Raw genomic sequence first — 24,616 nt, 5'->3', positions numbered from 1 at the left:
GGGGGGGGGGGGGGGGGGAGGTTATAACAAGCTCTATACCTAAAGAAAATATTCAAGTAACTTTCGTATCAAAAATTTAAAGCAAAGGGGATAAAATGGCGTTTGTTACAGAGCGTATTTCAAAAGAGGATATTGAAAAATATAGTTTATTGGAAATAATAAACAAAATACGCAAAAAATATGATGATGAAATTAGTCTATGGTTCCTAGAAAGACTAGATTGGTGTATAGATCGAGAAAATAACACTTGGCTAATTCGTATATCGCATGATTATTTAAGAGATATAGGAGATTATGCCTTAACTAAAACGATATGGCTATTGCATTATAAAAGTAACGATATAGAGCTGGACTTGAGGCGGATTTTTAATGATGAAACGATTGGCGATCCGTATAGAATTATTTATGAGCTTCACGATATAAAAACAGATGCCGAGAATACAATCAGCAATGAAATTATAGATATTTTGAAAAAAATTTTAAGCGTATATGGCGGTGGCGGAGTTGGACTAGAAAATTTTACTTTAAAAGAGAAATTAAAGGTAAGCTTTAATAGTCAATTTATAGCAAAGTAAGAATACGAGCCACAAGGCAAAACAAGCAAATGCCGAATTAAAGAAATAGTAGATGATTAAACCGCCTGCGATTAAGAAAACTATTTGCTTTATGCCGATCATCAATATGCAGTCGATTTAAAATTTTACCGTCGTAATAGGATAAATTTTAAAACCTCGTCCGCTTAAATCAGCGTCGGCTTTAGCTTGCGTGCCGAAAAGTCGGGCCTCTCGCCGCGAGCTAGAGCGATGAGCTCATCCGTCGCAATTAGATAAAAGCCCGCGAGATCTCTGCCGAAAAGCCTTTGGATTTCATCGCTTCTGCCGTCTAAAAAATCAAGCGCGAGCTTGGAATTTAGGAGCAAAAAATCGCTTCCGCTATCAAACGCGTCAAATAAAATTTCGCCCCCCAGCCGCAGCGCGCACTCCCGCTCCCGCTCGTATATCTGCGCTCCAAGCGGCGCGCCTTCGCAGCCAAAGTGCACGATCTGCGCGCCCAGTCTACTAGCTAGCTCCTCCGCGGCCTCGTCGTACCACACGGCGACGTTAAAGCCGCTAAAATTGTGCTTCGCGCCCGCTGCGTCAAATTCCGCCATGCTCTGTGCGCTTAAAATTTTATTGCTGCGCGCAGGCTTGTATTTTAAAATATCGCAAAACGCCCTGTATGCCGCGCGGTCGTCAAATTCCATCCCTACGGCGTCGCACTTCGTAAAATACGCCATCTGCGGCTCGATGATCTCTAAAACCCTCATACGCTCGCTCGGATGCGTCTGCATCAGGCGGTGCGCGAAGATAAAGGCGCTGTTGCCTAAAAACTCCTGCGAGCACGCGGGGATTTTCGTCGAGTAAAAATATGGCGCGAGGCTTTTGTAAAACTCGAAATCGGCGGCGTCCGCGATGCTTTCAAAGGCTTTAAATTTATCCAAAAATGCCCTCGGCTCGCAGCGCAGATCTTTAATCGCCTCTTTTTCGCTAAGAGGAGAGATGATTAGCTCGCTTCCAAAGTGCGCTATAAGCGTATCTAGCGGCTCTTTTACGCTTACCGTGGTGCTGCTGATTTTTACAAATTCCACTCCCTGTGCGCTGAAATAAGGATCGTGCGCGCAGATGTCGTCAAGCAGTGCCGCAAGATCGGCAAAGGGCGCGCTTTCATAAACATAGGGTTTGAAGTAGCTTGCGACGTCGCAGCGAGGATCAAAGCGAAAGAGCCTGATTAGCATTTTTCATCCTTTTTTTATGGCGAATGATACTAGAATTTGCCTTAATAATGAGTTTTTTAGGCTCAATTTTATAAAATTGCGCCTTAGATTAACGCAAAGGCCGGCTATGAAAATTTTATACACCCTAAATCACGCGCCGATAAATGCGCATTTTAGTAAAAACTCCAGCGATTTCGTCGTGCGCGAAGTGCCGCTTTACGAGCCTAGCAATGAGGGCGAGCACTGCATTTTGCTGCTACAAAAAAAGGGCATCAGCACGCACGAAGCGCTGCGGATTTTAAGCGAACATACGGGCGCTAAGATGCGCGAGTTCGGCTACGCGGGGCTTAAGGACAAACAGGGCCTTACGACGCAGCACGTTAGCATGCCCGCTAAATTTGAGCCTGCGCTGGGCGGATTTTCGCACGAAAGTCTTAAAATTTTAAGCGTGCAAAGGCACAAAAACAAGCTTAAAATCGGGCATCTAAAGGGCAACGACTTTTTCATCCGCCTAAAAAAGGTTCTACCGCCCGACGCCGTCAAGCTCGCAGCCGCGCTAGATACGCTAGGGCGCGAGGGCTTTGCGAACTACTTCGGCTATCAGCGCTTCGGCAAGTTCGGCGATAACGCAGCACAGGGCGAGGAGGTGCTGCGCGGACAGAGGCGGCTTAAAAACCCCAAAATGCGCGACTTTCTAATCAGCGCCTATCAGAGTGAGCTTTTTAATCGCTGGCTTAGCAAGCGGGTCGAAATTTCAAAATTTGCGGCGGAATTTAGCCTTGGCGAGTTTTCTAAAATTTACGGACTAAGCAAGGAGGAGGCGCGCGAGATCGCGGCTCAGCCGCAGTTTTTTAAGCTTTTAAGGGGCGAGATTTTAGGACATTTTCCGCACGGCGCGTTTTTTAGCTGCGACGATCTGGGCGCGGAGTGCGAGAGGTTTGCGAGGCGAGAAATCACGAGCGCAGGCCTTATCGTGGGGCGAGCTAAGCTGCGAGCTAGCGGGCTTGGCGGCAGATTTGAAGATGAAATTTTCGCGCCTGCTCGCGAGTTTGAGGCACAGATGAACGGCTCGCGCAGGTTTGCGTGGAGCTTTATGGAGCGCGTGCAGCACGCCTATGATACGCAAAATGCGCATTTTAGCTTTAGTTTTTATCTGCCGAAAGGCTCTTACGCGACGGTCGTTTTGGAAGAAATTTTGCACCGAGATATATTTGAGGGCGCCGCGACAGACGAGGATTGAGCCGCATCGCGCCGTGGATTATGGCTCACGTCGCGTCAAACCGCGCCGTAGAGTAGGGGGGGGTTCGCACCGCATCGCGGAGTGGGACTCCGTCACCCCGCGCCCCACGTTAAACCGCGCCGCGCCGCGCAGAATTTTGCGAAATATTAAAACCGACTGCGTGGATTTAAATTTATGCGGCAGATAAAATTTTATGAAATTTCGTGAAATTTTATCGCAGTAAGCGTGCCGTTTTGTCTAAGCCATAGAATTTAAAATTTTATTCTGCTCGGCCGTAGGTAAAATTTGCTAAATTTCACCTTTTTATAGTTGTCCAAATTTATTTTCGTCAATAACCAGCAAAATATTATTAAGCTTAAAATCGCTTAAGTCTTTTATCTACTATTGCCCATTTACAATATTTTCAAAAAAATTATTCTCTTCCCAAAAGTAGCATTCTAATATTTTTAAAATTCCATTTTCCAAAAGAACCATTGCTCCTCCAATGTTTTCATCAGAAAGCATCAAATTTACATTGCCGACAAAACCGTTGTTTTTGCTTTTTTCTAATATTTTTTTACACTCGAAATGGCAATAATATCCGGCTGTCGAAACCTCTCTTTTTGTAATTTCTGAATTTTCAAACTGCTTATAAAGCGCATAATCGCCTAAATCATCACTTATTAGCTTAATAATTTCAGCTTCGATATTTGCAATATCTGTAAAATTATCGAGGGATAAACATCGTTCCGATTTTTGGTTTTCCATTTTTTATAACTCCACGTACAGTAATTTCATAGCCTTTAATATTAACTTTATAGCCATTAGTAAAATTATTTGGCAACTTACCATTTGCCATATCTCTTTCAAGTTCTTTAATTATAGCATTATAAGCTTGTTGTTGATTGTCGTCAAAATTTATTTAAAAATCATCTAATTTATGCTATTTTTTGTTAAAGATGTGATTTAATTTATTAGCTTCTTTATCGTCGTCATCCTCCGGCGGCAATGGTGCAGAGGCGGGAGTTTATACTTGCTCACGCTGCAAAATTCTACTCCTTAAAATTCCGCAAGCCCTGAAATTTAAGCCAAAAAAGCTATAATTGCGCTCGGGTGTGGCGTGCGGTCGCTCCGCAAGGAGAGGAAAGTCCGAGCTGCGATAAGACAAGGTTGCGTCTAACGGACGCCGGGGGCAACCCTAGGGAAAGTACAACAGAAAGCAAACCGCCGCGCAAGCGGTAAGGGTGAAAGGGCGGGGTAAGAGCCCACCGCGCGCGTGGAGACACGGGCGGCAATGCAAACCCAACCTGCAGCAAGAACGGGTGGTTTCGTCTTATATTCGAACCGTTCGCTCGAACCGATTTGCAAAAATCGGTCTAGATAAATGACCGCTGTAACGGAACTCGGCTTATAACCACACCTCTTTTTACGCCGAATTTATTTACTTGGAATAAGGAAAAATTTTTGAAAAGCTTAATTTTATGCGGTACGTTTTGCGCCGTCGTTTTAGGGCTCGGAGGCTGCGCGAGTGCGGGTCCTGATAAGTCAGTAATCTTGCAAGGCGACGCTCACGATCGCGCCTGTGCGGAGGTTTATGAGCGCTACAAAGAGCTCGAAGCGGAGCTTTTAGCGGTCGAGGATCGATACGCAAACCCAAGCGTTGCAAACGATTATATACAGACTTACGACGAGTACGAGCGCACCATCGCTTACTACAATGAAAATTGCGCGACCGATAAATAGGCGGCGCAGACTGAGCGTGATTTAGTATAAACATGACTGCGGCGCAGCAGCGCAAAATGCTCAAAATTTTATAAAATCTCTAAAAACTATTGAAAATTTTATGCGAAACAAAAAGCATCTAAAATTTATTACGCACGTTTGGATCTAGCTATGCAAAGTCGCGGCGTGAAGCATAGCGTGGTGCCTATTCATGCCCGCATTTAGTTTGGCGCGTTAGCGCGTAATCATATGAGGGTGCCACATACTCGCGCATTGGCCAAGGAGCGCGCAATTTATTAATCGAATCGGCGCTAAGCCTTGAAGTCGCGAAGTCGCACCAAAAATTCCGTCGAGTGGAGTTGGTTGCTGTGCCCGTTTATGCGTCCACTAAAGCCTTGTAGCCTCAAAATCCGTCGCATAGATTTGATCGGCGCCTAGGCACTTGGATCGATCATAAAATCAGGTATCAAAAATCCTATTACTCAGTTTTGATCTGCTGCGCGATTTTCGAGGCGTATAAGGGTGGTAAAACGAGATCGTTAGGGTAGCTTTAAGGTGCAGTGCGATTTTTCCGCTTGCGTATGCGGTTTTGAGGCGCTTGGTAATTTCAGTTTACTCGCAGAGTTTTAAGATGTGCGGTTTTTCGAGACTATAGCAGCGAGATTTTTTGGGTTTTTAGCGCGAAGGTATTTGGCGAATTTGCAGTGCTATGGCTTTGATTTTTGTCGAGAAATTTTAGAATTTTACGATTTCGCAAGAGAATTTTGTGTGTTTTGGCGCCGCGTCGAACTTAAAATTTCATCTTGCCGCCGCGTAAGATTGCGCGTCTAATCTTTTCGTATTTTTAAATACGGCATCCGTTTTGAGATTCGCGTCCGTTTTTGAAATTTTACTCCGAATAAACGCCGAATTCACAAAATGAGTCGCCCGGTAGATAATGTTAAAAAGCCTGCAAGCCTGCAATGCAAAAGCTAAAGCCTCATGAGAGTTTGCCGATAATTTAGCCGCTCAGAATGCTACGACTTTAAAATTTCGCGAGTTAAATTTAAAATTTACGCCACTTGCTGCGGCTGATAAAATTTCGCGAGCTAAATTGCGCTGAAATTTTACGAACGGCGACAAAAAATATTCGGCGTAGAATTTTATTTGGCTTGTTTATACGGAGCAAGGGTTTGAGTTTGCAAGTAGCCGCGGTTTTTGCTTTACGCTCGCACCAACCGTCCAAAGCACCACCGCGTATTAGCGCGATGTTTATCTTGGCTACGCTTTAATGCGCGAGGTTTTGTGTCGCCGTAAAATACAAATTTATGAGCTTTCGGGATTGCAGATTAATTTTGCGTGCTTGCAGATAGTTTTTTAAATTTTGTCAAAATATGAAATTATATTCGCGCAACGCCCATAAATTTCTCAGCGCTAAACGGCTAATCCTGCTCGCAGCGCTGCTATTTGAAATTCATAGTATCCCGTAAGCCGCTTTTTAGAGTTTCGCCAAAATATGAAATTTAGCTCATGAATCATGAATTCTGCCTCTGAAATGTAGAATTTTGCCTGCAACCGCAAATTACGTACGCAATAATGCGGCGTCAAATTTTGTTTCGGTATAGCAGCGCTGAATTTCTTGGGCGAAAAGCGTATCGATTGATCTTGCTGCATCGTGACGAGGGTGTGAGTTTAATGCTTAAGCGGATTGAATTTGCTCGCGCGCCCATGAAATTTAGCCGATCAAATTTTATGCGCATCAGACAGCCTTTGAATTCTGCTCGCTCGAGTAACAAATCCATTAAGCTGAGTTTTAAATTCCGTCTATCTGCCTCAAATGGAAATTTTATCTGCAAAATAGGCGAAGTGCAAATTTAATTTGAATGCCACTCGCCTGCCTGCGAAATTTCGTCACGTTATAAGCTTGTTAAAGCACTCCAAGCCGCATTGTACGCTACGGTTTGCCCTCATTACAGCTCGCTAAAACGCTCAAAGTGGGCTTTTAGAGATTTTGCATTTTTGTTTAAAAGCTCCGCTTGTGCAGCGAGCTTATCCGCGTATGTTTGAAGCGCCGTCGCATACTTGGCATGCGTCTCAAAGTCCGATTTTAGCGCGTAAATTTCATCTTTTACCGATTTTATATTTTGCGCGAGCGCCTCGTCTTTTACGAAGGTGCGGATCGTGCCTAAAAGCGCCAGTAGCGTCGTGGGTGATGCCGCAAAAATGCCGATTTGCGCGCAGTATTCAAGCACCTGCGGCAGCTTCTCGCAGACGTAGACGAAAACCGCCTCACTCGGCACGAATAGCACCGCAAACTCCGTGCTAAGAGGCGGTATGATGTATTTTTCCGCGATATCTGCGGCATGCTTTTTCATATCAGCGGCGAGTTGCTTATCCGCACTAGCAAGCGCTGCGGCGTCGTTTGAGGCGGAGGCGGCGATAATTTTTTCATAGCTTTGAAGTGGGAATTTTGAGTCAATGCAAAGAATTTTTTCTTTTGCGATATGTAGCGCGCAATCTGCGATTCTGCCGTTTGGTAGGTGCTTTTGCAGCTCATAAAACGCGGCGTTTTGCCCGTAAATCATCGATAAAATTCTCTCTAATCGGTACTCGCCGAAGTTGCCGCGTAGTTTGACATTACCTAAAATCGAGTTTAGCCTTGCGATTTCGTCACGCACCTGAAGTGAAGTTTTATTTTGCTCGCTCATTCGCGCTAGATTTTCCGCTATGTCCTTAAAGCCACGATCCAGCGAGCTTAAATTCTCGCTAAGCGCGCTATTTTGGCGCTGCAAACCCTCGCCTAGGGATCTATTAAGATAATAGAGCTTATCGTTAAAGCCGTCGTTTAGGCTTTGATTTAGCTTGAAAAGCTCGGCGCTCGCTCTCGCACTTTGAGCCGTAAGTTTCTCGCCCAAAAACTCGCTAAGCGCGGAGTTTGCATCGCTTATGCGGCGGTTTTGCAGCACGAGCGCGATCAGCAGGGCAAGCACTAGCGCAGCAAAAAACGCAAACGCTGCGAGCAAAATCCCATCAGCGCCCATTTTCTTGCACACTTTGCGGATCTAAAATTTCATTTTTGTAGCGTAGATATTCGATATCGTTGTTAAGCGCACGATTTTCCTCAAGCAAAACTTCGTGCTTGGTACGAAGCGCGGCGATGTCGCGGCTGATGTAATAAATTTCGTTGCGGATGTAAATCGCCGGCACCGTCAGCAAAAACGCAAATCCGATCAGCAGATAAACGACTAAAAGCTGATAAAGCGTGAGATTTTTCTCCTTTTTTTTCTCGGCGTCGTAGTTGCGTAGTAGTTCGTCTTGTGCGCCAGCAAAACTGCCGTAGCTGCGCCCTGCAGCAAGGCTTGCATAATCATGCGCGCCCAGATCCGCGTAATTTTGATTTTGCGTGCCTGTAAAGCTTGCATCTGCAAACGCCGCGTAATCCGCCTTGCCGACAAAATTGGCACCTGTAAAATCGCCGTAACTCGCTCCACTGGAATTATCGCTGCCGCGAGCGGCTGAAAGATTTACGTCGCCGCGTCCTTTGAATTTTACTTTGTTGCTTTTATTAAATTTTGTTCCGCCGCTTTCGGAATTTAAATGGTTTTGGGTGCTTGTAAAGCCTGAACTTTCGAATCCCAAGCTAGTAAAATCGTCGTAACCGCCCGCTGCGCCCGCGTAGTTTCGTTTTACAGAAAGATCTGCGGCAAGCTTATCCTCTAGCTCCTCATCCGTCAGATCCTCCATAGCTCGTCTTTTCGCAAGCTCTATGCCCGCTAGATCAGATGTTCCTGCGAAGTCGTGCCCGTCATCGTCGTCGGCAAAATATTCATATTTATTCATCTAAAATCTCCATAAATTTAAAACCACGATCTTATCTTTACTCGCCGCCAAGGCGCCTGTGTCAGATAAAATTCTGCTCGAAGCCTGCAGCTAGCGTGTATCCAGCAAAGTGTGTACCCAGCAATGGGCCGTTAAGGTAAAATTTAAAAGCAAAGCTACGAGCAAAATTTTTCTTTGCAATTTTACCTCAGTAAATGGAATTTTATCTTAACTCGCCAAATTCTATCTCGGCCAGCAAAAGCAAAATTTTACTTTAGCAGGCTATTTTTGTTAATTTTGCTCACTCTTTGCACCGGCAGGCTCGTGGAATTTAGGTAAAGATCAATTCCGCCGTAGCGGGCAAAACTATGCTGCCTTTACTCATTTTTTTATACGCTGCCGGCTTGCAAAATTTATATCGGCAGCAGAGTTATCTGCTAAGTCCCGCTGTCTAGTTTAAAATTTTTACGTTGATAGTTTTCGCATTTACGGCGAAATTTCATTTACTTTATCCGCTATCTATCTGCAAAATTCTATATTGGCAAGCGGAATTTAACGGCTTTGTCTATTTTCGCCGCCTTTGCACCGCCTGCTTGGGAAATTCATTTTGACAGGTAAAAATCAAGTTCACTTTACTCGGCTTATCTTATAAAATTTTGTCAAATCGTCTGAAAAACCGCTTAAAATTTTACTGCGTCTTCGATGCGTCTTAAAACGCTAAGTGAAGGATATCACTTGCAAGATAGGCTCTATCGTCTAAAAGGTCAATGAAACTACTGCTCGCTTACAAAATTTCGTTAAAGCAAAGAACGAGATTTGGCATTATGCCGCTTGCTTTAGGCGCCAAATTTTAACTTTTGCTCGGTTTTATATCTATGTTGCCACTTAGTTTTTAAAATATGCAGCAACTAAATCTCATAAAATTATACGTTAAATATAGCGTAAAATTCAACGTTAAATTTTATGATTTAGACATTGCGCGTTCGAAATAACGCTGAAAATATCATAAATTCTAAAGCGAATCTTTGAAAGCTGAATTTCAAAATTCCGTAAAATTTTAAAATTTAATGCCTGCAAATCTATAAATTTTACAAAATTTCGTCAAAATTTAAAATTTATAGCAAGTAAAGGCGGTTATTTCAGTCGAAAAATTCTAAGCTTCGCGCTCGCTGCTCGCGAGTTTTGCGCAAGCTCTTGCGCGTCCGCTATTATAGGGTTTTTGGTTAGGATTTTGCCTAACGAATGCCCGCCGCCACATTCGCAGCGCATAAATTCTCTAGGACAGACGCAATCGCGCTCCCACACCCTAAATCGCTCCTTTACTATGCGGTCTTCAAGCGAATGGAATGAAATTATAGCGACAGTTACATTAGTTAGAATTGAATCGCGCGATTTTTGCTCAATGAACGCGAACAGGCGCTTTAGTTCGCCAAGCTCGTCGTTTACCTCGATGCGGATCGCCTGAAATGCTAGCGTAGCCGTGCTGATGCTGCGCCCTTTAACGGGCTTCGTTCCGATTAAATTTGCCAAAGCTTTGGCGCTTGTTAGTGGTGCGTTAGCCCGTGCAGTAGCTATTTTAGCAGCGATTGCGTTAGCGTTTGTTAGCTCGCCGTATTCGTGGAAAATGCGCGCCAGATCCGCTTGCGAGTAGCTGTTTACGACATACGCCGCATCTAGCGCTGCGCCTGCATCCATTCGCATATCCAGCGCGTCGCTTTTAGTGGAAAAGCCGCGGCAGTTTTTATCTAGCTGAAGCGACGAAACGCCGATGTCGGCTAATATCCCGCGAACTGCGCGGAGCTTTTGCTCGGGCAGAATTCCTAAAATTTCGCTAAATTTTGCTTTGTGGATTTCTATGCGATCTTTAAATTTACTGAGCCGCTCGCGCGAAAATTCTATCGCTTCGGCATCTCTGTCGCAAGCGATAAGCTTAAGGCGCGGATTAGCGGTCAAAATGCCCTCGCTATGCCCTCCGTAGCCTAACGTACAGTCGATAACATAGCCGTCCTCAATCTGCGAAAATGCGGTGATCGTTTGCGAAAAAAGTACCGGAATATGTGGAGCTTGCACTTAAATTTATCCTTTTGAAATTTCTAATCCTATATAATAGCGAAATTTTTTACAAAGGCGAGAGATGGACGAGTATTATTATGAAATTTTGCGCAAAATTTCGCTTTCGATGTTTAGAGATAGGCTTTTTGGGATCTTTCACGGCTCGATTTCAGCAAAAATTAAAGAAAATCAATTTTTGATCAACAAAAAAGACGCGATTTTTGATAGCCTGGATAGGGATGATTTTATAACGCTGTTTTCAAAAAAAGACTACCGCTGGCAGGATGCTAGCATCGATAGCGATATACATATAAATATTTACAAAAATATAAAAGAGGCGAAATTCGTAACCTACGCGACACCACCATATCTCGTCGCATATACGCTGGAGCATGATTTTATTTTGCCGCGAGATTACTTTGGGGTGAGCAAATTTAAGCGCATTGAAATTTACGATCCTAAGAACTACGACGATTGGCACGAGCGCGCGCCGTATGAAATTTGTAACTATATGATAAATGAAAATAGCGATATAATGGTGATCCGAGGCTATGGGGTTTTTGCCCATGCAAGGAGCGCGCAGCAAATGGCGAAAAAAATAGCGATTTTAGAAATGAGTTCGAAGCTACTTTTGCTAAGCTAAGATTAATGTATACCAAATCATTTACTAACGCGTTATAATTCGCCAAAAATGCCTATTTTTCAGCCTTTCATAAGGTTTTATCTGTATAATTACTAACAAAAAATTTCTTTAGTTAGCTATTTAAGGATTTAGATGATAGAATGGATGCAAAAGCATAAGAAGTCGCTTATACCGACGATCTGGATAAGCACGATAGCCTTCGTGGGCGCAGGCTTCGTCGGCTGGGGTGCATATGATATGAACGCTAACCGCGCAGGCTCAATCGCTAGAGTAGGGCAGATTTCCATAACCAATCAAGAATATAAGATAAAATCAACCGAGTTATACAATAGATTAAACGCTATGAGCGATGGGCAATTTACTCAAGAACAAGCCAAAAATATGCATCTAGATCAGATAGCAGTAGATCAGCTAATCGGCGAAGCGTATTTTCTAAATTTTGCTAAAGATTTAGGCATTCAGGCTAGTGATAAAGATGTGGCGGAATTTGTGTTAAACTCGCCGAATTTCCAAGAAAATGGCGCATTTAGTAAGGAACTTTACAACAACGTAGTAAAAAATTCCGGACTTACTAAAAAAGAATTTGAGCGCAATCTACAAAAGGTCCTAACTTTAGAAAAGCTCGGCAAAGCGCTAAAAATAACGCCTAGCCCTAAGATCGTAGAAGCATTTGCTGCATCGCAGCTGATGCAGGATAAGGTTTCTGCAGAGATAATCTACGCCGATGCTAACGTCACTTTTAACGATGACGAGCTAAAGAAATTTTGGGAAGGCGAGAAATCGCACTTTATGACCGAGAAAAAATATAATCTAGGGGCCTATTTCGTGGCGCCTAGTAAAGCCGACGTGAATGAGACGGAACTAAGTAAATTTTATGAAGAGCACAGAGGCGAGTATAGAAGCCTGGATGATAAACTATTGGATTTTGCAGAGGCTAAACCTAATGTCTTAAAAGATTACCGGATGGATCAGGTTAAAAAAGACGCTACAAAGGATTATCTGGAGATTAAAAAAGGCAAGCTTGATACTAATGAAACTATAGTTGCTACGGCTAGCAATTTTCCAATATCTGAGATTGAGGTTGCAAAGCCAGGAGATGTCATAAAGCCTTTCGAGTACAAAGGCGGATATTTGATTGCTAAACTAAACGGTGTAGAACAGCCTAGGCAGATGAGCTTTGAAGAAGCTAAGTCTTTGGCTTCTAAAGAATTTGAAACGAAGAAACGTAAAGAGCTACTTGAAAAAAGAGCCCAAGATGCGCTTAAAAATTTTAAAGGCGAAGATTTCGGCACCTTATCTCTAAGTAGTAAAAACAACACTAAGCTAAGCGATGACGAATTTTATAAATTTCTTATCGATATGTTTAATAAGCCTGCGAAAGAAGGGATAGTGATGTTTGATAATAAAGCCGTAGTGTATAAAATTTCACAGCAGAGCCTAGGTAGTAGTGAAGAGATAGATAAAGAAAAAACGATCGTAGCCGATAGAATAACCACGTTATTAAATTCTAATCTGCAAGATGATCTAACCAAAATGCTAGAAAAGCGCTATAAAACCGAAAGATATTTTAAAGGTAAAGACAGTGAGTGAGTATATTTTAGGTCTAGATATAGGCTCGACTAAAATTCGCGCGATAATCGCTAAAAATGACGGCATTTTTACGGTTTTAGGCGTTGGCGGAGCCGATACTTTAGGTATCAAAAAGGGTGTTATAACAAACATAGAGCAAGCTGCGGGCTCAATAAAACAGGCGGTAAAAGCGGCGGTAAAAGGCGCTGGCAGAAGCTACGATAAAGCCATTATATCGATCTCTGGCTCATATGCCAAAAGCGTTAAATCTCGCGGCGTCATAACCATGGAAAATGAGATCGGACTAGATGAAATCAAGCGCGCTATGCAGGTCGCAGAAGCCCAGGCTAATGTGCCTAGCGATAGCGTAATCTTGCATGTGCTTCCGTATGATTTCAGAGTTGATGAGCAGGAACACATCGAAGACCCCCTCGGTATGAGCGGCACGCGCCTAGAGGTATCTACGCATATCGTCATCGCGCCAGAAAGCTCAATTAAAAATTTGAAAAAATCCGTTGAGATGGCGGGAGTAAAGGTAGATAACATCGTCCTTTCAGGCTACGCATCATCCATATCTACGCTTAGTAAGGATGAAAAAGAGCTAGGTGTCGTACTGATCGATATGGGCGGCGCTACATGCGATATAGTCATCCACCTGGGGAATTCCTTGCGTTATAACGATGTTGTGATGTTTGGCTCCAATAACGTTACTAATGATCTATCGCGCGCTCTGCATACGCCGCTTCCGTATGCGGAAAACATAAAGATCACCTATAACGATCTGATTAATCAAGGCAATAGCGAAGTTGAGCTGCCTGCTTTGGGCGATAGCGAGTCGGAAAACCACATCATAAGCCTTGAGATCATCTCTCAAGTCATACTCGCTCGCGTTAAAGAGACCTTCGATATGATAGCCGATAAGATCGAAAGAAGCGGCTATAAAGACCGCATAGGCGCAGGTATAGTTATTACCGGCGGTATGGCGAAGCTAGACGACGTGCGCGATCTAGCGGCGATAGTTTTTGATAACACTTCCGTTAGGGTTGCAAGAGCAAAGAGCGTGGGCGGTCTACACGAGATTGCTGATGATATTTCAAATTCTTGCGCACTAGGACTTTGTATGTATGGCTTTGGCGAATTTACCCCTTACGAGATGGACTCTAACGGCAAACTCCGCTACAAAGACGAAGTTATAAACAAGGCTCCGAAACGAAATGTGAACGAATATTATGAAAAAGAGGTCAGCAAGGCGATAGAAAAAGAGGGCGTCAGAGCGGATAGCGGTGCGGCTAAGAAGGAGGATCTAAATATCCAACTTCCCAAAAAAGACGGACAAAATTTTTTCAATAAAATTTGGTCGTCTATGAAAAATTGGTTTTAAAATTTAAGCTAAGGAGATACTCGTGAAAGGATATAGTATGGAAGAAAGAAAGGGCATCTACGGTGCTAAGATGAAGGTGATCGGCGTCGGCGGCGGCGGATGCAATATGATCAATCATATGATTCGCGAGGGTTTTACTAAAACAGACGTCGAACTAATGGTGGCCAACACCGATGCGCAGGCTTTAGAAAAATCGATCGCAAATACTAGAATTTTACTCGGCGAAAGCACCACCAAAGGTCTTGGCTGCGGTATGGATCCGGTACTTGCTAAGATGGCTGCGGAGGAGAACTACGACGATCTTAAAGACCGCTTGGACTATTCCGACATCGTTTTCGTTGGCTCCGGCCTAGGCGGCGGTACCGGTACCGGTGCTGCGCCTATAGTCGCTAAAGCTGCGAAAGAGAAAAAAGCGCTAACTATCGGCGTCGTTACCACCCCTTTCGGTTTTGAGGGTAAAAAGCGTATGCGACTAGCGCAGGAGGGCCTTGAAGAGCTTAAAAAAGAGTGCGATTCCATAATCGTTATCCCAAATCAAAATTTATTGAAGATCATCGATAAAAAAACCGGTCTAAAAGATGCCTTTAAGATCGTAGATAATGTCCTATTCCAAGCCGTAAACGGTATGATCTCCGTGATCTTAGAATCCGGCGATAGCGATATTAACGTCGATTACGCCGACGTTAAAAAGGTAATGACTCACCGAGGCCTAGCGCTGATGGGTATCGGCGTTAGCGAAGGCGACGGCGCGGCGGAGGAAGCGCTAAAAAGCGCGATCCAATCTCCGCTTTTGGATAATACCTCCATTCACGGCGCTATGGGCGTGTTAGTGCATTTTAAGATGTCGCCTGATTGCTCCTTGCTTGAGATCGAATCCGCGATGAATATCATCGAAGATACCGTGGATAAGGACGCCGACGTTACCTGGGGCACCACCACCGATCCTAAGATGGAAAACAACCGCGTCGAAGTTACTCTCATCGCCACCGGCTTTGAAAGGAGCGTCGAGGAAAAAAAGCAGGTCGCCAGCGATAACGTAGCCGATCGCAGAAAGGCGCTTTTAGAGAGCATGGGTCGAAATTCTATCTTTTCTAGACAAAAGGTAAGTAGCGGCGATTTTAACGGAGACGAAACCTACGACGAGCTCGACGAGCCCGCATTCCTACGCAACCAGATGGACTAAATGCGTAGACGAGATAGGCAGCTAAGCGAAGATGAGGCGTTAAAAATCATCGACGAGAGCGAGTACGCTACGCTTAGCTGCATAGACGATAGCGGCGAAATTTTTAGCGTGCCTATCTCGCCCGTACGCGATGCAGACGTTATTTACATCCACGGCGCGCCTGCCGGCACAAAGGCAAAACTCTTTCAAAACGGACGCGCGGTAACGGCGGTTTTTGTTAGCTATAACCGCGTTCCTACCCCAAGCGACGAAGAATACCGATCTATCGCAAACGACGCTGCCGCTTTAGGCTCTAGAGTTTATACGACGGAGTACCGCAGCGCGATCGCCGTTTGCGAAGCAAGTGAAATAGAAGATGACGAGCGTAAAATTTACGCCCTGCGGATACTATGCGAAAAATACACCCCAAACTACATGTCGCGCGTGGAGTTCGCCTCCAGAGCATCATTAAAGCGCATGAAAATTTACGAACTCAAAATAAAATCCGTAACCGCAAAGGCTAAAATTTTATAATGCGTCCAAATTTGCGCTTCCTGCGCTATGCCTTACTTTGCAGGAATCTCTTCTTTTATATGTTTTTGTCCTTTTTGTCGACCGCCCTACTTTACCTGCGATCGACATTCGCTTGGGTTTAGTGCGGTACCTCTTTTCAACGCCGCTATTTGATTTCAGCTATGATGGGCTTTAAAGGAGCGAGATTGAAATTTTTTGTAACCGCCGTGAATACGGAGGTAGGAAAGACATTCGTTACGGCTTCGCTTCTGCGGGCGTTTTTACAAAGCGGTCGCACAGCAATCGCGTTAAAGCCCGTGCAGACGGGATGCGAGATGAGCGGCGGTAGGCTTGTCGCGCCGGATGTAAGCGAGTATGCTAAAGTAAGCGCAGATAGCGACATTGCGCCGATTTATGCGTTTAAATTTCCCGCTTCGCCGCATTACAGCGCGAGTTTGGAGCGCCGCGAGATCAAGACGGATGAAATTTTAAAATTTATCGACGCTCATTCAGCGCAGTGCGAAATCACGCTGATCGAAGGCGCGGGCGGTATTTTCGTGCCGCTAAACTCGCACGAGAGCTTTTTGGACGTGATGAGAGCGGTAGATGCGCCGATCGTTTTGGTCTGTAAAAACGAGCTGGGCGCGATAAACAGCGCACTTTGCAGCGTCTATGTCCTGCACTCGCACGGGCTTAAAATCGCGGCACTGGTTCTAAATTTTACCGACCAAAAGGACGAAATTTGCGTATCAAACGCAGCGTATCTGAAAAGCAAGCTCAAAGGCATACCCGTAATATCGCTACGCAAATCCCAAAAGGACGACTTTACAGCGGCAGCGCGCTCTTTTGAAAATTTTATCGCCTCGCTAAATTTTAAAGATCCGTCGCAGATGGACGCGAGTGCGGCAAATTTAAACGAAACCGCTGCGGTAGCCTTGGATACGGCGCAAAGCGGTCAGAAGGGTGCAAATTTAGATGGAAATTCTAAAAATAGCGATGCTCGCTGCGCTTTGGTCGCAGCGCAGGTCTGCGAACAAGACGGCGAAATTAAAAGCAGCCGCGTCGCGCCGCCGCTCATGAGCACTTCAAACACGGGCCCCATTGATCTAAACTTCGATGCGAAGCATCTTTGGCACCCCTACACTTCCGCGACGCACCCGCTTAAGGCGCACGGCGTGCTCCGCGCCGAAGGCAATAAAATTTACACGACGCAAGGCGCGCTGATCGACGGGATGAGCTCTTGGTGGTGCGCCGTTCAAGGATACGGCAGCGAGGCGCTAAATGCCGCGGCGACCGCGCAGATGAAGGAATTTTCTCATGTGATGTTCGGCGGGCTTACCCACGCGCCCGCGATAAATTTAGGCAAAAAGCTACTCTCGATGTTGCCGCAATTTGATCGCATCTTTTACGCGGACAGCGGCTCGGTAGCGGTCGAGGTCGCGCTAAAGGCCGCGATCTGCTATCAGCAAAACGTATCGCCTAAAAAGAATAAAATTTTAACTGTCAGAGGCGGGTATCATGGCGATACGTTCGGCGCGATGAGCGTTTGCGATCCGGTCACCGGCATGCATTCGCTATTTAGCGGTATCTTGGCGCGTCAAATTTTTGCACCGCGCCCGAGCTGCCGCTTCGACGCGCCGTTTGACCCATCTAGCACGGATGAAATTTCTAAAATTTTTAAAGAAAACAAAGATGAGATCGCAGCGATCATCATCGAGCCCGTCGTCCAGGGAGCCGGCGGGATGTGGTTTTACCATCCGAAATTTTTAGACCGTCTCCGCGAGCTGTGCGACGAAGCGGACGCGGTGCTCATCTTTGACGAGATCGCCACCGGCTTTTGGCGCACGGGCAGGGTATTTGCATACGAATACTGCGGCGCGGCGCCCGACATAATCTGCATAGGCAAGGCGCTAAGCGGCGGGTTTATGAGCTTTGCGGCTGTTTTGACGAACGAAAAGATCGCACACGGCGTGAGCAGAAACGGCGGCGTTTTGATGCACGGACCGACTTTTATGGCAAACCCTCTAGCTTGTGCCGTTTCGCTTAAAAATTTAGAAATTTTGTGCACGCAGGACACGGCGCAGAGGGTCGCGCAAATCCACTCCGACCTGCAAGAGGGCCTGAAGGAGTGCAGGAGCTTAGACGGCGTGGCGGACGTTCGCACCTTGGGCGCTATCGGCGTCGTAGAGATGAAGGAGGCGGTGGACGTAGAGGCGCTGCAGGAGTTTTTCGTAAAAAGGGGCGTTTGGATCAGACCGTTTGGCAAAAACATCTATCTCATGCCGCCGTTCATCACGCCCAGAAGCGATACGCAAGCGCTTTGCGAAGCGATACGCGATGCGGTAAAATTAAAAATTTATAAAGGATAAGATTGCAAATTTTAATCGTTTTTATCATATTTCTACTTTTGGTGGGCTATTTGGAATTTCGTAAAAAGACCGCTCTTGAGGGGTTTTTGGTCGCAGACAGAAAGGCTAGCGCTTTTGAGATTGCATTTTCGATAGTCGCTACCTGCGTGGGCGGCGCAGCTACGATCGGCGTGGTATCGAATATGCAAAAGTATGGATTTGCCGCGGTTTGGTGGCTTTTAAGCGGCGCGATCGGACTGATGATTTTAGCGATTTTTATTGCGAAAATTCTACGCGCGAGCAAAGCGCTGACATTCGCGCAGATTGCAGAAATTTTTATTGACAAAAGAGCCAGGCTCGTTAGCGCAGTCATCATTTGCGTAGCGTGGTGCGCTATCTTAGCGGCGCAGTTTAGCGCTAGCGCGCGCATACTCTCGACGTTTGATCTAAATTTCAACTCCTCACTGTTCATCGGAGGCGCGGTCATCATCGTTTATACGATTTTGGGCGGGCAAAGAGCGGTCATTAGAAGCGATGTATATCAATACGCTATCGTAATCGCGGCGTTTTTGGCGGTTTTGCTATGGCTAAATTTTAATTCGCCGCAAGTATTTGAAAATGTAAATTTTACGCTCAAAAATGACGCCTTCGGATACGATAAGATCGGATATTATCTGCTGGTTATCGGTACTAGCTACGTGATCGATCCGATGCTGTTTTCTAGAATTTTAAGCGCAAAGGACGAGCGCGCGGCGATCCTAGGCTCTATCTTCGGTGCTGTTGGAATCGCAATCAGCAGCATAATGATCGCTTTTATAGGTTTTGGCGCGATGAGCCTTGCAGCCGACGGCACGAGCGGCGAAAATCTGCTTAACGTAAGCCTTTTTAACGCGCTGCCTGCATCGTTGGGCTCGGTTTTGATGCTGGGGCTATTGGCGGCGATCATATCCTCTGCGGACACCTGCTTGATCACGGCTTCTAGCATCTTCGCGCACGATATTTTGCGAAGCGAGGATCTAAAAATTTACCGCATCGCTACGCTAGGCTTCGGCGCGATCGCGCTACTTTTAGCAAGCTTCGGCGGCGAAATTTTAAACTATCTCTTCGCGGCGAGCAACATCTTCGTAAGCGGCGTGGCGACGGCGCTATTTTTCGCCATCATCTTTCGCGGCAAGATCGATAAGGATCTCGTTTTGTGCGCTATGTGCTTAGGCGGCGCCTTGGGGCTAGCCGCCGCGATTAGCGGTATAAATGCCTTTGCCGTAGTGGGGATCATTACGGCGTGCATTTTATGCCTGGCGGCTAGGTTAAAATTTAACGCAGCCTCTTCAAGGCTCGATCCGAACTGCGTCTGCATACCCCAAACAAGCGAGTGCGAGAAAGAGTGAGCCCGCGGTGTGATAAAATTTCACGCGGGCGTATACGGCGCGTTTAATAAGATCGTTATCGCATAAGAGTGAAGGTACTAAAATTTATCCCGTTTTGCATTGCAAGATCGATGGTCTCTTTATGCACTGCAAACAAGATCATCTGCGTAGCGTCTAAATTTAAAAAGGGGCGAGAAATCTCCCGCCCCTGAAATTTTATATAGGATCTGAAATTTTATAGATGTGCGAGCTAGGGCTTACACATCTCTTAAAATTTAAAACATAATCTCAAACCCTGCATTGATAGCCCCGCCTCTTGTTTTGCCTATGTAGCCCTTGCCTCCTAGGCTAAGGATAAGGTTTTTGCTATCGTATTTATAGCCTGCTTCAAATACTCCGGTTGAACCTTTTAGGCTAGGCTTAGGAGCGTCAAGTCCCATGGTAGATGCTTTAGCATCTCCGCTAAACTCATACTCATATGCTCCTCCTACGTATAAGTTATGCTCGTCTTTTAAATTTATAGTATCTCTAAGACCCGCTCTTAGCCTATTAGATGTAACGCTATCAAAGTGATATCTCTCTCCCGAGCTTATAGAGGCATCTGCATCATCCGTGTAAGCATATAGCCATTTAGCGTAGATATCCAGCTTGTTTCTTTCGCTTAGATCAAAGATCTGACCTACTCCTATATGAGTAGCTATATAGGTTGAGCTGATATCAAACTTCTCATTATGAGCCAATACTCCTGGAGCTATGGCATAGGTCCAGTCGTTGCTATTGTAGTCGCTGCTTATCTTACCTACATGAAAGCTTGCATCTAAATAGGTGCCGCTAGTAAAGTTTTGCTTTAGCATCAAGCCTCCGCCTATATATTCGCTTATACCGTCTGCATGTAGACCGCTATCTAAGTAGCTATCGTAGTTTGCTCTTCCATATTCTACGAATACTCCGCTTAGTATCTCTCCTGCGGAATTCGGAGTTAAGCTAGCAAGTCCTGCCGCTACTCCATAGCCTTTGGAATTTACGTGTGAGCCCGTCTCATGTCTTAAAGAGTAAGCTTCGCTTATAGCAAAAGGAAATAGCTCTAAGTGGCCATCAGGTATTAGCTTATCTAGGTAGTTGGTAATCAACTCGCTTCCGCTCTTTAAGCTAGCTAAGCTTGCAGCTCTGGTTTCTGCAAAGGATTTGGTATTAGAATTTACGCGCGCGCTAGGAGCCGAGGAAGCATCAAATCCTAAATTTAAATAATTGCCGCTTTGATAAATTTTAGGGCTATAGCTTAGACTTACCCCTACATTTAGCGTTGCATGCATATTGGCTGCGTTAGGAGCTATAAGGCTGCCGCTTCCTTGCTTATTGATTAGATGAATCTCGCTGCTTGGACTTAACGGACCGCTTACTCCGCTTATATAAGCCGTGATATTGCTTACGTTGCTTAGATCGGTATTGGCAGTAGGGTCGCTTAGGGTAAGTACGCTATCGCCTGCTCTAATAGAGTTAGGAAGAAAGAAGTTTAGCCTGTCAAAACCGCTAATATTTTTAGCGCTTAAGGAATTTACTGCCGCAGGAGAGCTATTGCTAGCTCCTATGTTAAGGGTGTTGCCGCCACCGCTTGCGCTTATTACGCCTACATTATGACCGCTGATGAAATTTAACGTATTGTTTGCGCCTGCTGCGTGGATATTTCTACCGTTAAAATTCTTATCCTCCCCCGCTTTGCCTATATTTATGTTATTTCCGTTAAGACCGCCAGCACCTAGATACTTCTGCAGCTCATCCGCATCGAAATCCCCATTTATGCTCTCGTTAGTTTTAATAAGCTTTTGGATATAAAGCTCCCGCTCATCCTCGCTTATATGCATACCGCCTATGTTTCTGCTAAAGGTATTGGCATCTTTTATGACATAGTTTTTATTTAGTTGAGTTACGTAGCCCTTGTCTTTAAAGCGCGGATCATATCCGGTAAATTTACCGCCTCCGCTTTTATAGGCAAGTGTGTATTTCTTATTATCGCCATCTGGATAGCTTGCATTGTTTAAAGCGTTAAATTCGCTTGCGGAATTCACAAATATATCGGTACCGCTTAGATCAGTATTGCCAGAACCCGTCAAGCTTAAAGCTCTTTTGGTACTTGATGAAGCATCATTTTCAATCTCGCTAAGAGAAGCTAAATTGAATTCCAATTTATTGAAATTTGCAAAATTCCCTGCATTTAGGCCATTGCCTGAGTTTGAAGATAGGATATTTAAGCTGTTGCCCGAATTGCTAGCGTTTGCGCTAGATACGCCGTATATCGTGCCTGCTACGCTACCGCTTCTGAAATTTACTACGTTGTTGCTGCCACTAGTAGCTTCCGCCGCGTAGACGTTGCCAGCAACTTGCGTGTTGCCGTTTAAATTTACAGTGTTGGAGGAGGCGGTGCCGCTAGCCTTTCCGCCGTATACGCTTCCGCCTACGTTTACCGAGTTGAGAGTGATAGTGTTGGAAATCGCGCTGTTTCCCTTACCGCCTACCGCCATTGCTCCTACGCTGCCGTTATTTATAGTTACGATATTGGATTTGGCTTCTCCGTTGCTAGTATTGCCGCCGTAAATGCTATTGCGGATTATCGTAGCATTCGTAGTTACGCTATTATCGTGGATGTTTCCGCCGCCGCTACTGCTATAGTGATGCCCGCATTTACATACCCCACGTCTATTCCGCTTGCTTCGAAAGTTACGTGGTTATTATAAATTTCTTGCGGGGTAGCGGAATTTGAGTACCCGCCGTCGATCTCGCCTATGCTGCTTCCGCCTCTAATCTTAGTGTGGTTATCGTGGATGCTATTGCTTCCGTCGGTAGCATCGTCTCTGCCCGAGCTTATATTTTTGCCGCCTAGATTGCCTGCACCATCTTTTACGATTACGGTGTTGCCTTTATTACCGAATAGCTCAGTGGCGCCCGCAGCTTTGTTAGAATTTTGATTTTGCATTAGCTCGCTTTGATCGAAGTTGGGGTCTATCCAAGAGCGAGTTAGAGTGCCTTTTTGTATGATTAAATTCTTATTGTTTTCGACCTCGATCGTAGTGCCGGTGATTTGATAGTGGTCTTTGTCGGTAATCGTATAAATTTGATTATCTTGCACGGTTTGTGCGGCTCTGGTGATCGTGCCGCCGCCTGAATTATGTATCAGATAGTACTTTCCTTCGCCAAGATCTGATTTTATACCCTCTATCTTTGTGCCGTTTAAATTCGTATTGCCGCTAGTGGTTAGAGTAAGAGGCGCATCGGCTTGGGTAGTGGAATATAGATCGTGAAAATTTATAGAGCCGAAATTTTTAATGTCCTTGGCTTTTTTCACACCGCCGCCGACCCAATTTTCTATATGCAAAGTATTAGTTTTATCCGTAGGCTTATTGCTGCCGTAGATTGTACCGCTTATAGTGCCGCCTCTAAAATTTACGTTGCTATTCTCGACGCTGCCGCTTGTAGCGTAGCCTGCATAAACGTCTCCTGCTATCGTCGTTCTTTCTTTATTGATATAAACGACTGCGTTTTTGACACTTCCTGCACGTGCGCCATAGACATTGCCTCCGATGTGTACGCCTTTGTTGGAGTCTGATGCTCCTAGAGTAACTCTATCACCATCCGATTCGCCCGTGATGCCGCTTGCTGCAGCGACATCGCCTTTTACGGTACCTTTGTAGAGATCAACTACGCTTCGCGAGCTCGAGGCGCCGCCCAAAGAGCCTGTGACGCTGCCTACGATTGCATCGTCGTTATTGATCTCTACGCGATTTGCACTCATTACGCTAGCGCTATTTGCTTGGCCGCCTACTACTTGGTAATTTTGCGCTTTTAGTCTTGCATTTATAGTGACGGAGTTTGCGGTGGAATTTCCGCTTCCGCCCGCTGCGCCCCAAATTCTACCGTTTCCGTTTAGAGTGATAGTATTTGTGCTGCCATAATAAGGCACCGTTATATTGACGCTATTGTAGCTACTTTTTCCCGCGGAGGATTGAGCGCCGAATATATCGAAGTTCCCTCTAAACGTACCGCCTTTGATAGTTATTCTATTTGATACGGCATCACCGCCGCCGCTTACTATACCGCCCACGATTACATTCGTAACGGAGCCGTTGCCGATAGTGCCTCCGTCGATCGTTACGGCGTTGGAGGAGGCTTTTTTATCCGCTCCACTTCTGCCGCCGATGATATTGTAATGTCTATTTGAGCTACCGCCGAAGTTATCGGCATTTCCCGTAATTTCGGCGCCGTATTTTACAAAAACCTGATTTCGCGTCGCTTCGCCTTCGTTGCCCGTTTTAGACGCCGCTATGCCTTGTCCGCCCACGACCAAATTTACCTTAGAGCCATTTTCTAAGCTCACGTAATTATCCGATACACCCTTGGCCTCAGCACCTATTGCGATACCCACGTAAGCGTTTGTACCTCTAATCGTAAGTCTATTGTTGGAAGCAGAATTCAACTCGGTAAAGCCAGCGATCCCATCGCCGCTTCCTCCGCCGTAAATCACGCTGCTGGAGTAGTCCGTCCCGCCGCTTACAACGCCCGTAATCGTCGTAATATTGCCATTTGGGCTGGTGCTTCCGCTGCCGCTAGTATTGCCGCTAAATCCAGCCGAATAGAGGTTATTATGGGTATGGATAAGCGGCGGATTAGAATCTGCATTGCAAAGCGCTTGTGCGGGTGCTAGTGCGAGCACCGCTGCGAGGCTAAGCATAGAGGAGCAGATGGATTTTTTCATATATTGATCCTTTAAAATTCATAAAGTTTGCGATTATACATAAAAATAGATCAGTTTGCAATATGAAAATCACTGATCGGTTTTTGACAGAGGGGGCTGCGTTTGTAATTTCAAGTAGTAAAAATTTACTCTTTGTGCAGAATAAATTCTTGACTGCAAAATTTAACCCTTTTTTAGGGGGCATTTTGAGCGGATTGTAAGTGGTGAAAAAATCCCAGCAAGAGGATCTTTAGTAAAATTTGAAATAATAAAAATCTGAGCTAAGTTAATTCTGGCAATTCAAGCTGCGGTAAAATTTATGCAGGATAAATTTTAAACGAGCGGAATTTTATATAAGTGCCG

At 45.2% G+C, this 24,616-nt stretch carries 17 protein-coding genes and 1 other RNA gene; 11 read left to right on the top strand and 7 right to left on the bottom strand.

What is annotated here, in order from left to right; all coding sequences use genetic code 11:
* The first annotated feature begins 95 nt into the window (after positions 1-95).
* The gene (locus Q0393_RS08420) at positions 96-575 is read left to right on the top strand and encodes a hypothetical protein (protein ID WP_298979438.1); all 480 of its coding nucleotides are present in this window, start codon (positions 96-98) and stop codon (positions 573-575) included.
* Between the two features lie 164 nt (positions 576-739).
* On the opposite strand, the gene Q0393_RS08415 is transcribed toward Q0393_RS08420, so the two are convergent.
* Positions 740-1,774 carry a hypothetical protein gene (locus Q0393_RS08415; protein WP_298979436.1) on the bottom strand — a complete coding sequence of 345 codons (1,035 nt, stop codon included), beginning with the start codon at positions 1,772-1,774 and terminating at the stop codon, positions 740-742.
* A gap of 106 nt (positions 1,775-1,880) precedes the next feature.
* Here Q0393_RS08415 and truD point away from each other — a divergent pair, with 106 nt between their 5' ends.
* Positions 1,881-2,993, top strand: coding sequence for a tRNA pseudouridine(13) synthase TruD (gene truD / locus Q0393_RS08410; RefSeq protein WP_298979434.1), 1,113 nt, complete (start codon positions 1,881-1,883; stop codon positions 2,991-2,993).
* A 381-nt stretch (positions 2,994-3,374) separates the two neighbouring features.
* On the opposite strand, the gene Q0393_RS08405 is transcribed toward truD, so the two are convergent.
* The gene (locus tag Q0393_RS08405) at positions 3,375-3,740 is read right to left on the bottom strand and encodes a hypothetical protein (protein ID WP_298042132.1); all 366 of its coding nucleotides are present in this window, start codon (positions 3,738-3,740) and stop codon (positions 3,375-3,377) included.
* Positions 3,741-4,082: 342 nt separating this feature from the next.
* Between Q0393_RS08405 and rnpB the strand changes: the two genes are divergently transcribed.
* An RNA gene (gene rnpB / locus Q0393_RS08400) (RNase P RNA component class A) lies at positions 4,083-4,399 on the top strand.
* A 37-nt stretch (positions 4,400-4,436) separates the two neighbouring features.
* Entirely contained in the window at positions 4,437-4,715 is a 279-nt protein-coding gene (locus tag Q0393_RS08395) for a hypothetical protein (protein WP_298979406.1), read from the top strand.
* A 1,928-nt stretch (positions 4,716-6,643) separates the two neighbouring features.
* Here Q0393_RS08395 and Q0393_RS08390 read toward each other — a convergent pair.
* The 3 genes from Q0393_RS08390 to rsmH all read right to left on the bottom strand — a co-directional run bounded on the left by Q0393_RS08390 (position 6,644) and on the right by rsmH (position 10,562).
* A complete protein-coding gene (locus Q0393_RS08390; protein ID WP_298979404.1) occupies positions 6,644-7,714 on the bottom strand; it encodes a DNA recombination protein RmuC in 1,071 nt (356 codons plus the stop codon).
* Positions 7,704-8,513, bottom strand: a complete 810-nt coding sequence (locus Q0393_RS10775) for a hypothetical protein (RefSeq protein WP_315004584.1) — start codon at positions 8,511-8,513, stop codon at positions 7,704-7,706. Before Q0393_RS10775 ends, Q0393_RS08390 begins: the two co-directional genes overlap by 11 nt.
* Before the next feature lie 1,113 nt (positions 8,514-9,626).
* Positions 9,627-10,562, bottom strand: coding sequence for a 16S rRNA (cytosine(1402)-N(4))-methyltransferase RsmH (rsmH, locus tag Q0393_RS08380; protein ID WP_298784358.1), 936 nt, complete (start codon positions 10,560-10,562; stop codon positions 9,627-9,629).
* 64 nt (positions 10,563-10,626) lie between these two features.
* Between rsmH and Q0393_RS08375 the strand changes: the two genes are divergently transcribed.
* The 7 genes from Q0393_RS08375 to Q0393_RS08345 all read left to right on the top strand — a co-directional run bounded on the left by Q0393_RS08375 (position 10,627) and on the right by Q0393_RS08345 (position 19,548).
* Entirely contained in the window at positions 10,627-11,187 is a 561-nt protein-coding gene (locus Q0393_RS08375) for a class II aldolase and adducin N-terminal domain-containing protein (RefSeq protein ID WP_295152874.1), read from the top strand.
* A 132-nt stretch (positions 11,188-11,319) separates the two neighbouring features.
* Entirely contained in the window at positions 11,320-12,777 is a 1,458-nt protein-coding gene (locus Q0393_RS08370) for a peptidylprolyl isomerase (RefSeq protein WP_298979402.1), read from the top strand.
* Complete coding sequence (ftsA, locus tag Q0393_RS08365; RefSeq protein ID WP_298062956.1) at positions 12,770-14,137, top strand: cell division protein FtsA; 1,368 nt, start codon at positions 12,770-12,772, stop codon at positions 14,135-14,137. The genes Q0393_RS08370 and ftsA overlap by 8 nt, the downstream gene beginning before the upstream one ends.
* Positions 14,138-14,159: 22 nt before the next feature.
* Positions 14,160-15,320: a cell division protein FtsZ gene (gene ftsZ / locus Q0393_RS08360; protein ID WP_298979399.1), complete on the top strand. Its 1,161-nt coding sequence runs from the start codon at positions 14,160-14,162 to the stop codon at positions 15,318-15,320.
* Positions 15,321-15,833 carry a pyridoxamine 5'-phosphate oxidase family protein gene (locus tag Q0393_RS08355; protein WP_297915907.1) on the top strand — a complete coding sequence of 171 codons (513 nt, stop codon included), beginning with the start codon at positions 15,321-15,323 and terminating at the stop codon, positions 15,831-15,833.
* 185 nt (positions 15,834-16,018) lie between these two features.
* Positions 16,019-18,181, top strand: coding sequence for an adenosylmethionine--8-amino-7-oxononanoate transaminase (bioA, locus tag Q0393_RS08350; RefSeq protein WP_298979395.1), 2,163 nt, complete (start codon positions 16,019-16,021; stop codon positions 18,179-18,181).
* A gap of 2 nt (positions 18,182-18,183) precedes the next feature.
* Positions 18,184-19,548 carry a sodium:solute symporter gene (locus Q0393_RS08345; RefSeq protein ID WP_298979392.1) on the top strand — a complete coding sequence of 455 codons (1,365 nt, stop codon included), beginning with the start codon at positions 18,184-18,186 and terminating at the stop codon, positions 19,546-19,548.
* 254 nt (positions 19,549-19,802) lie between these two features.
* On the opposite strand, the gene Q0393_RS08340 is transcribed toward Q0393_RS08345, so the two are convergent.
* Positions 19,803-22,046, bottom strand: coding sequence for an autotransporter outer membrane beta-barrel domain-containing protein (locus tag Q0393_RS08340; RefSeq protein WP_298979389.1), 2,244 nt, complete (start codon positions 22,044-22,046; stop codon positions 19,803-19,805).
* Between the two features lie 104 nt (positions 22,047-22,150).
* Complete coding sequence (locus Q0393_RS08335; protein ID WP_298979385.1) at positions 22,151-24,274, bottom strand: hypothetical protein; 2,124 nt, start codon at positions 24,272-24,274, stop codon at positions 22,151-22,153.
* Between the last annotated feature and the right edge of the window lie 342 nt (positions 24,275-24,616).

This window comes from uncultured Campylobacter sp., assembly GCF_938015785.1.
GTDB lineage: Bacteria > Campylobacterota > Campylobacteria > Campylobacterales > Campylobacteraceae > Campylobacter_B.
Note: the sequence above shows the minus strand (reverse complement) of the source record. Positions and strands in the feature narration are given on the sequence as shown.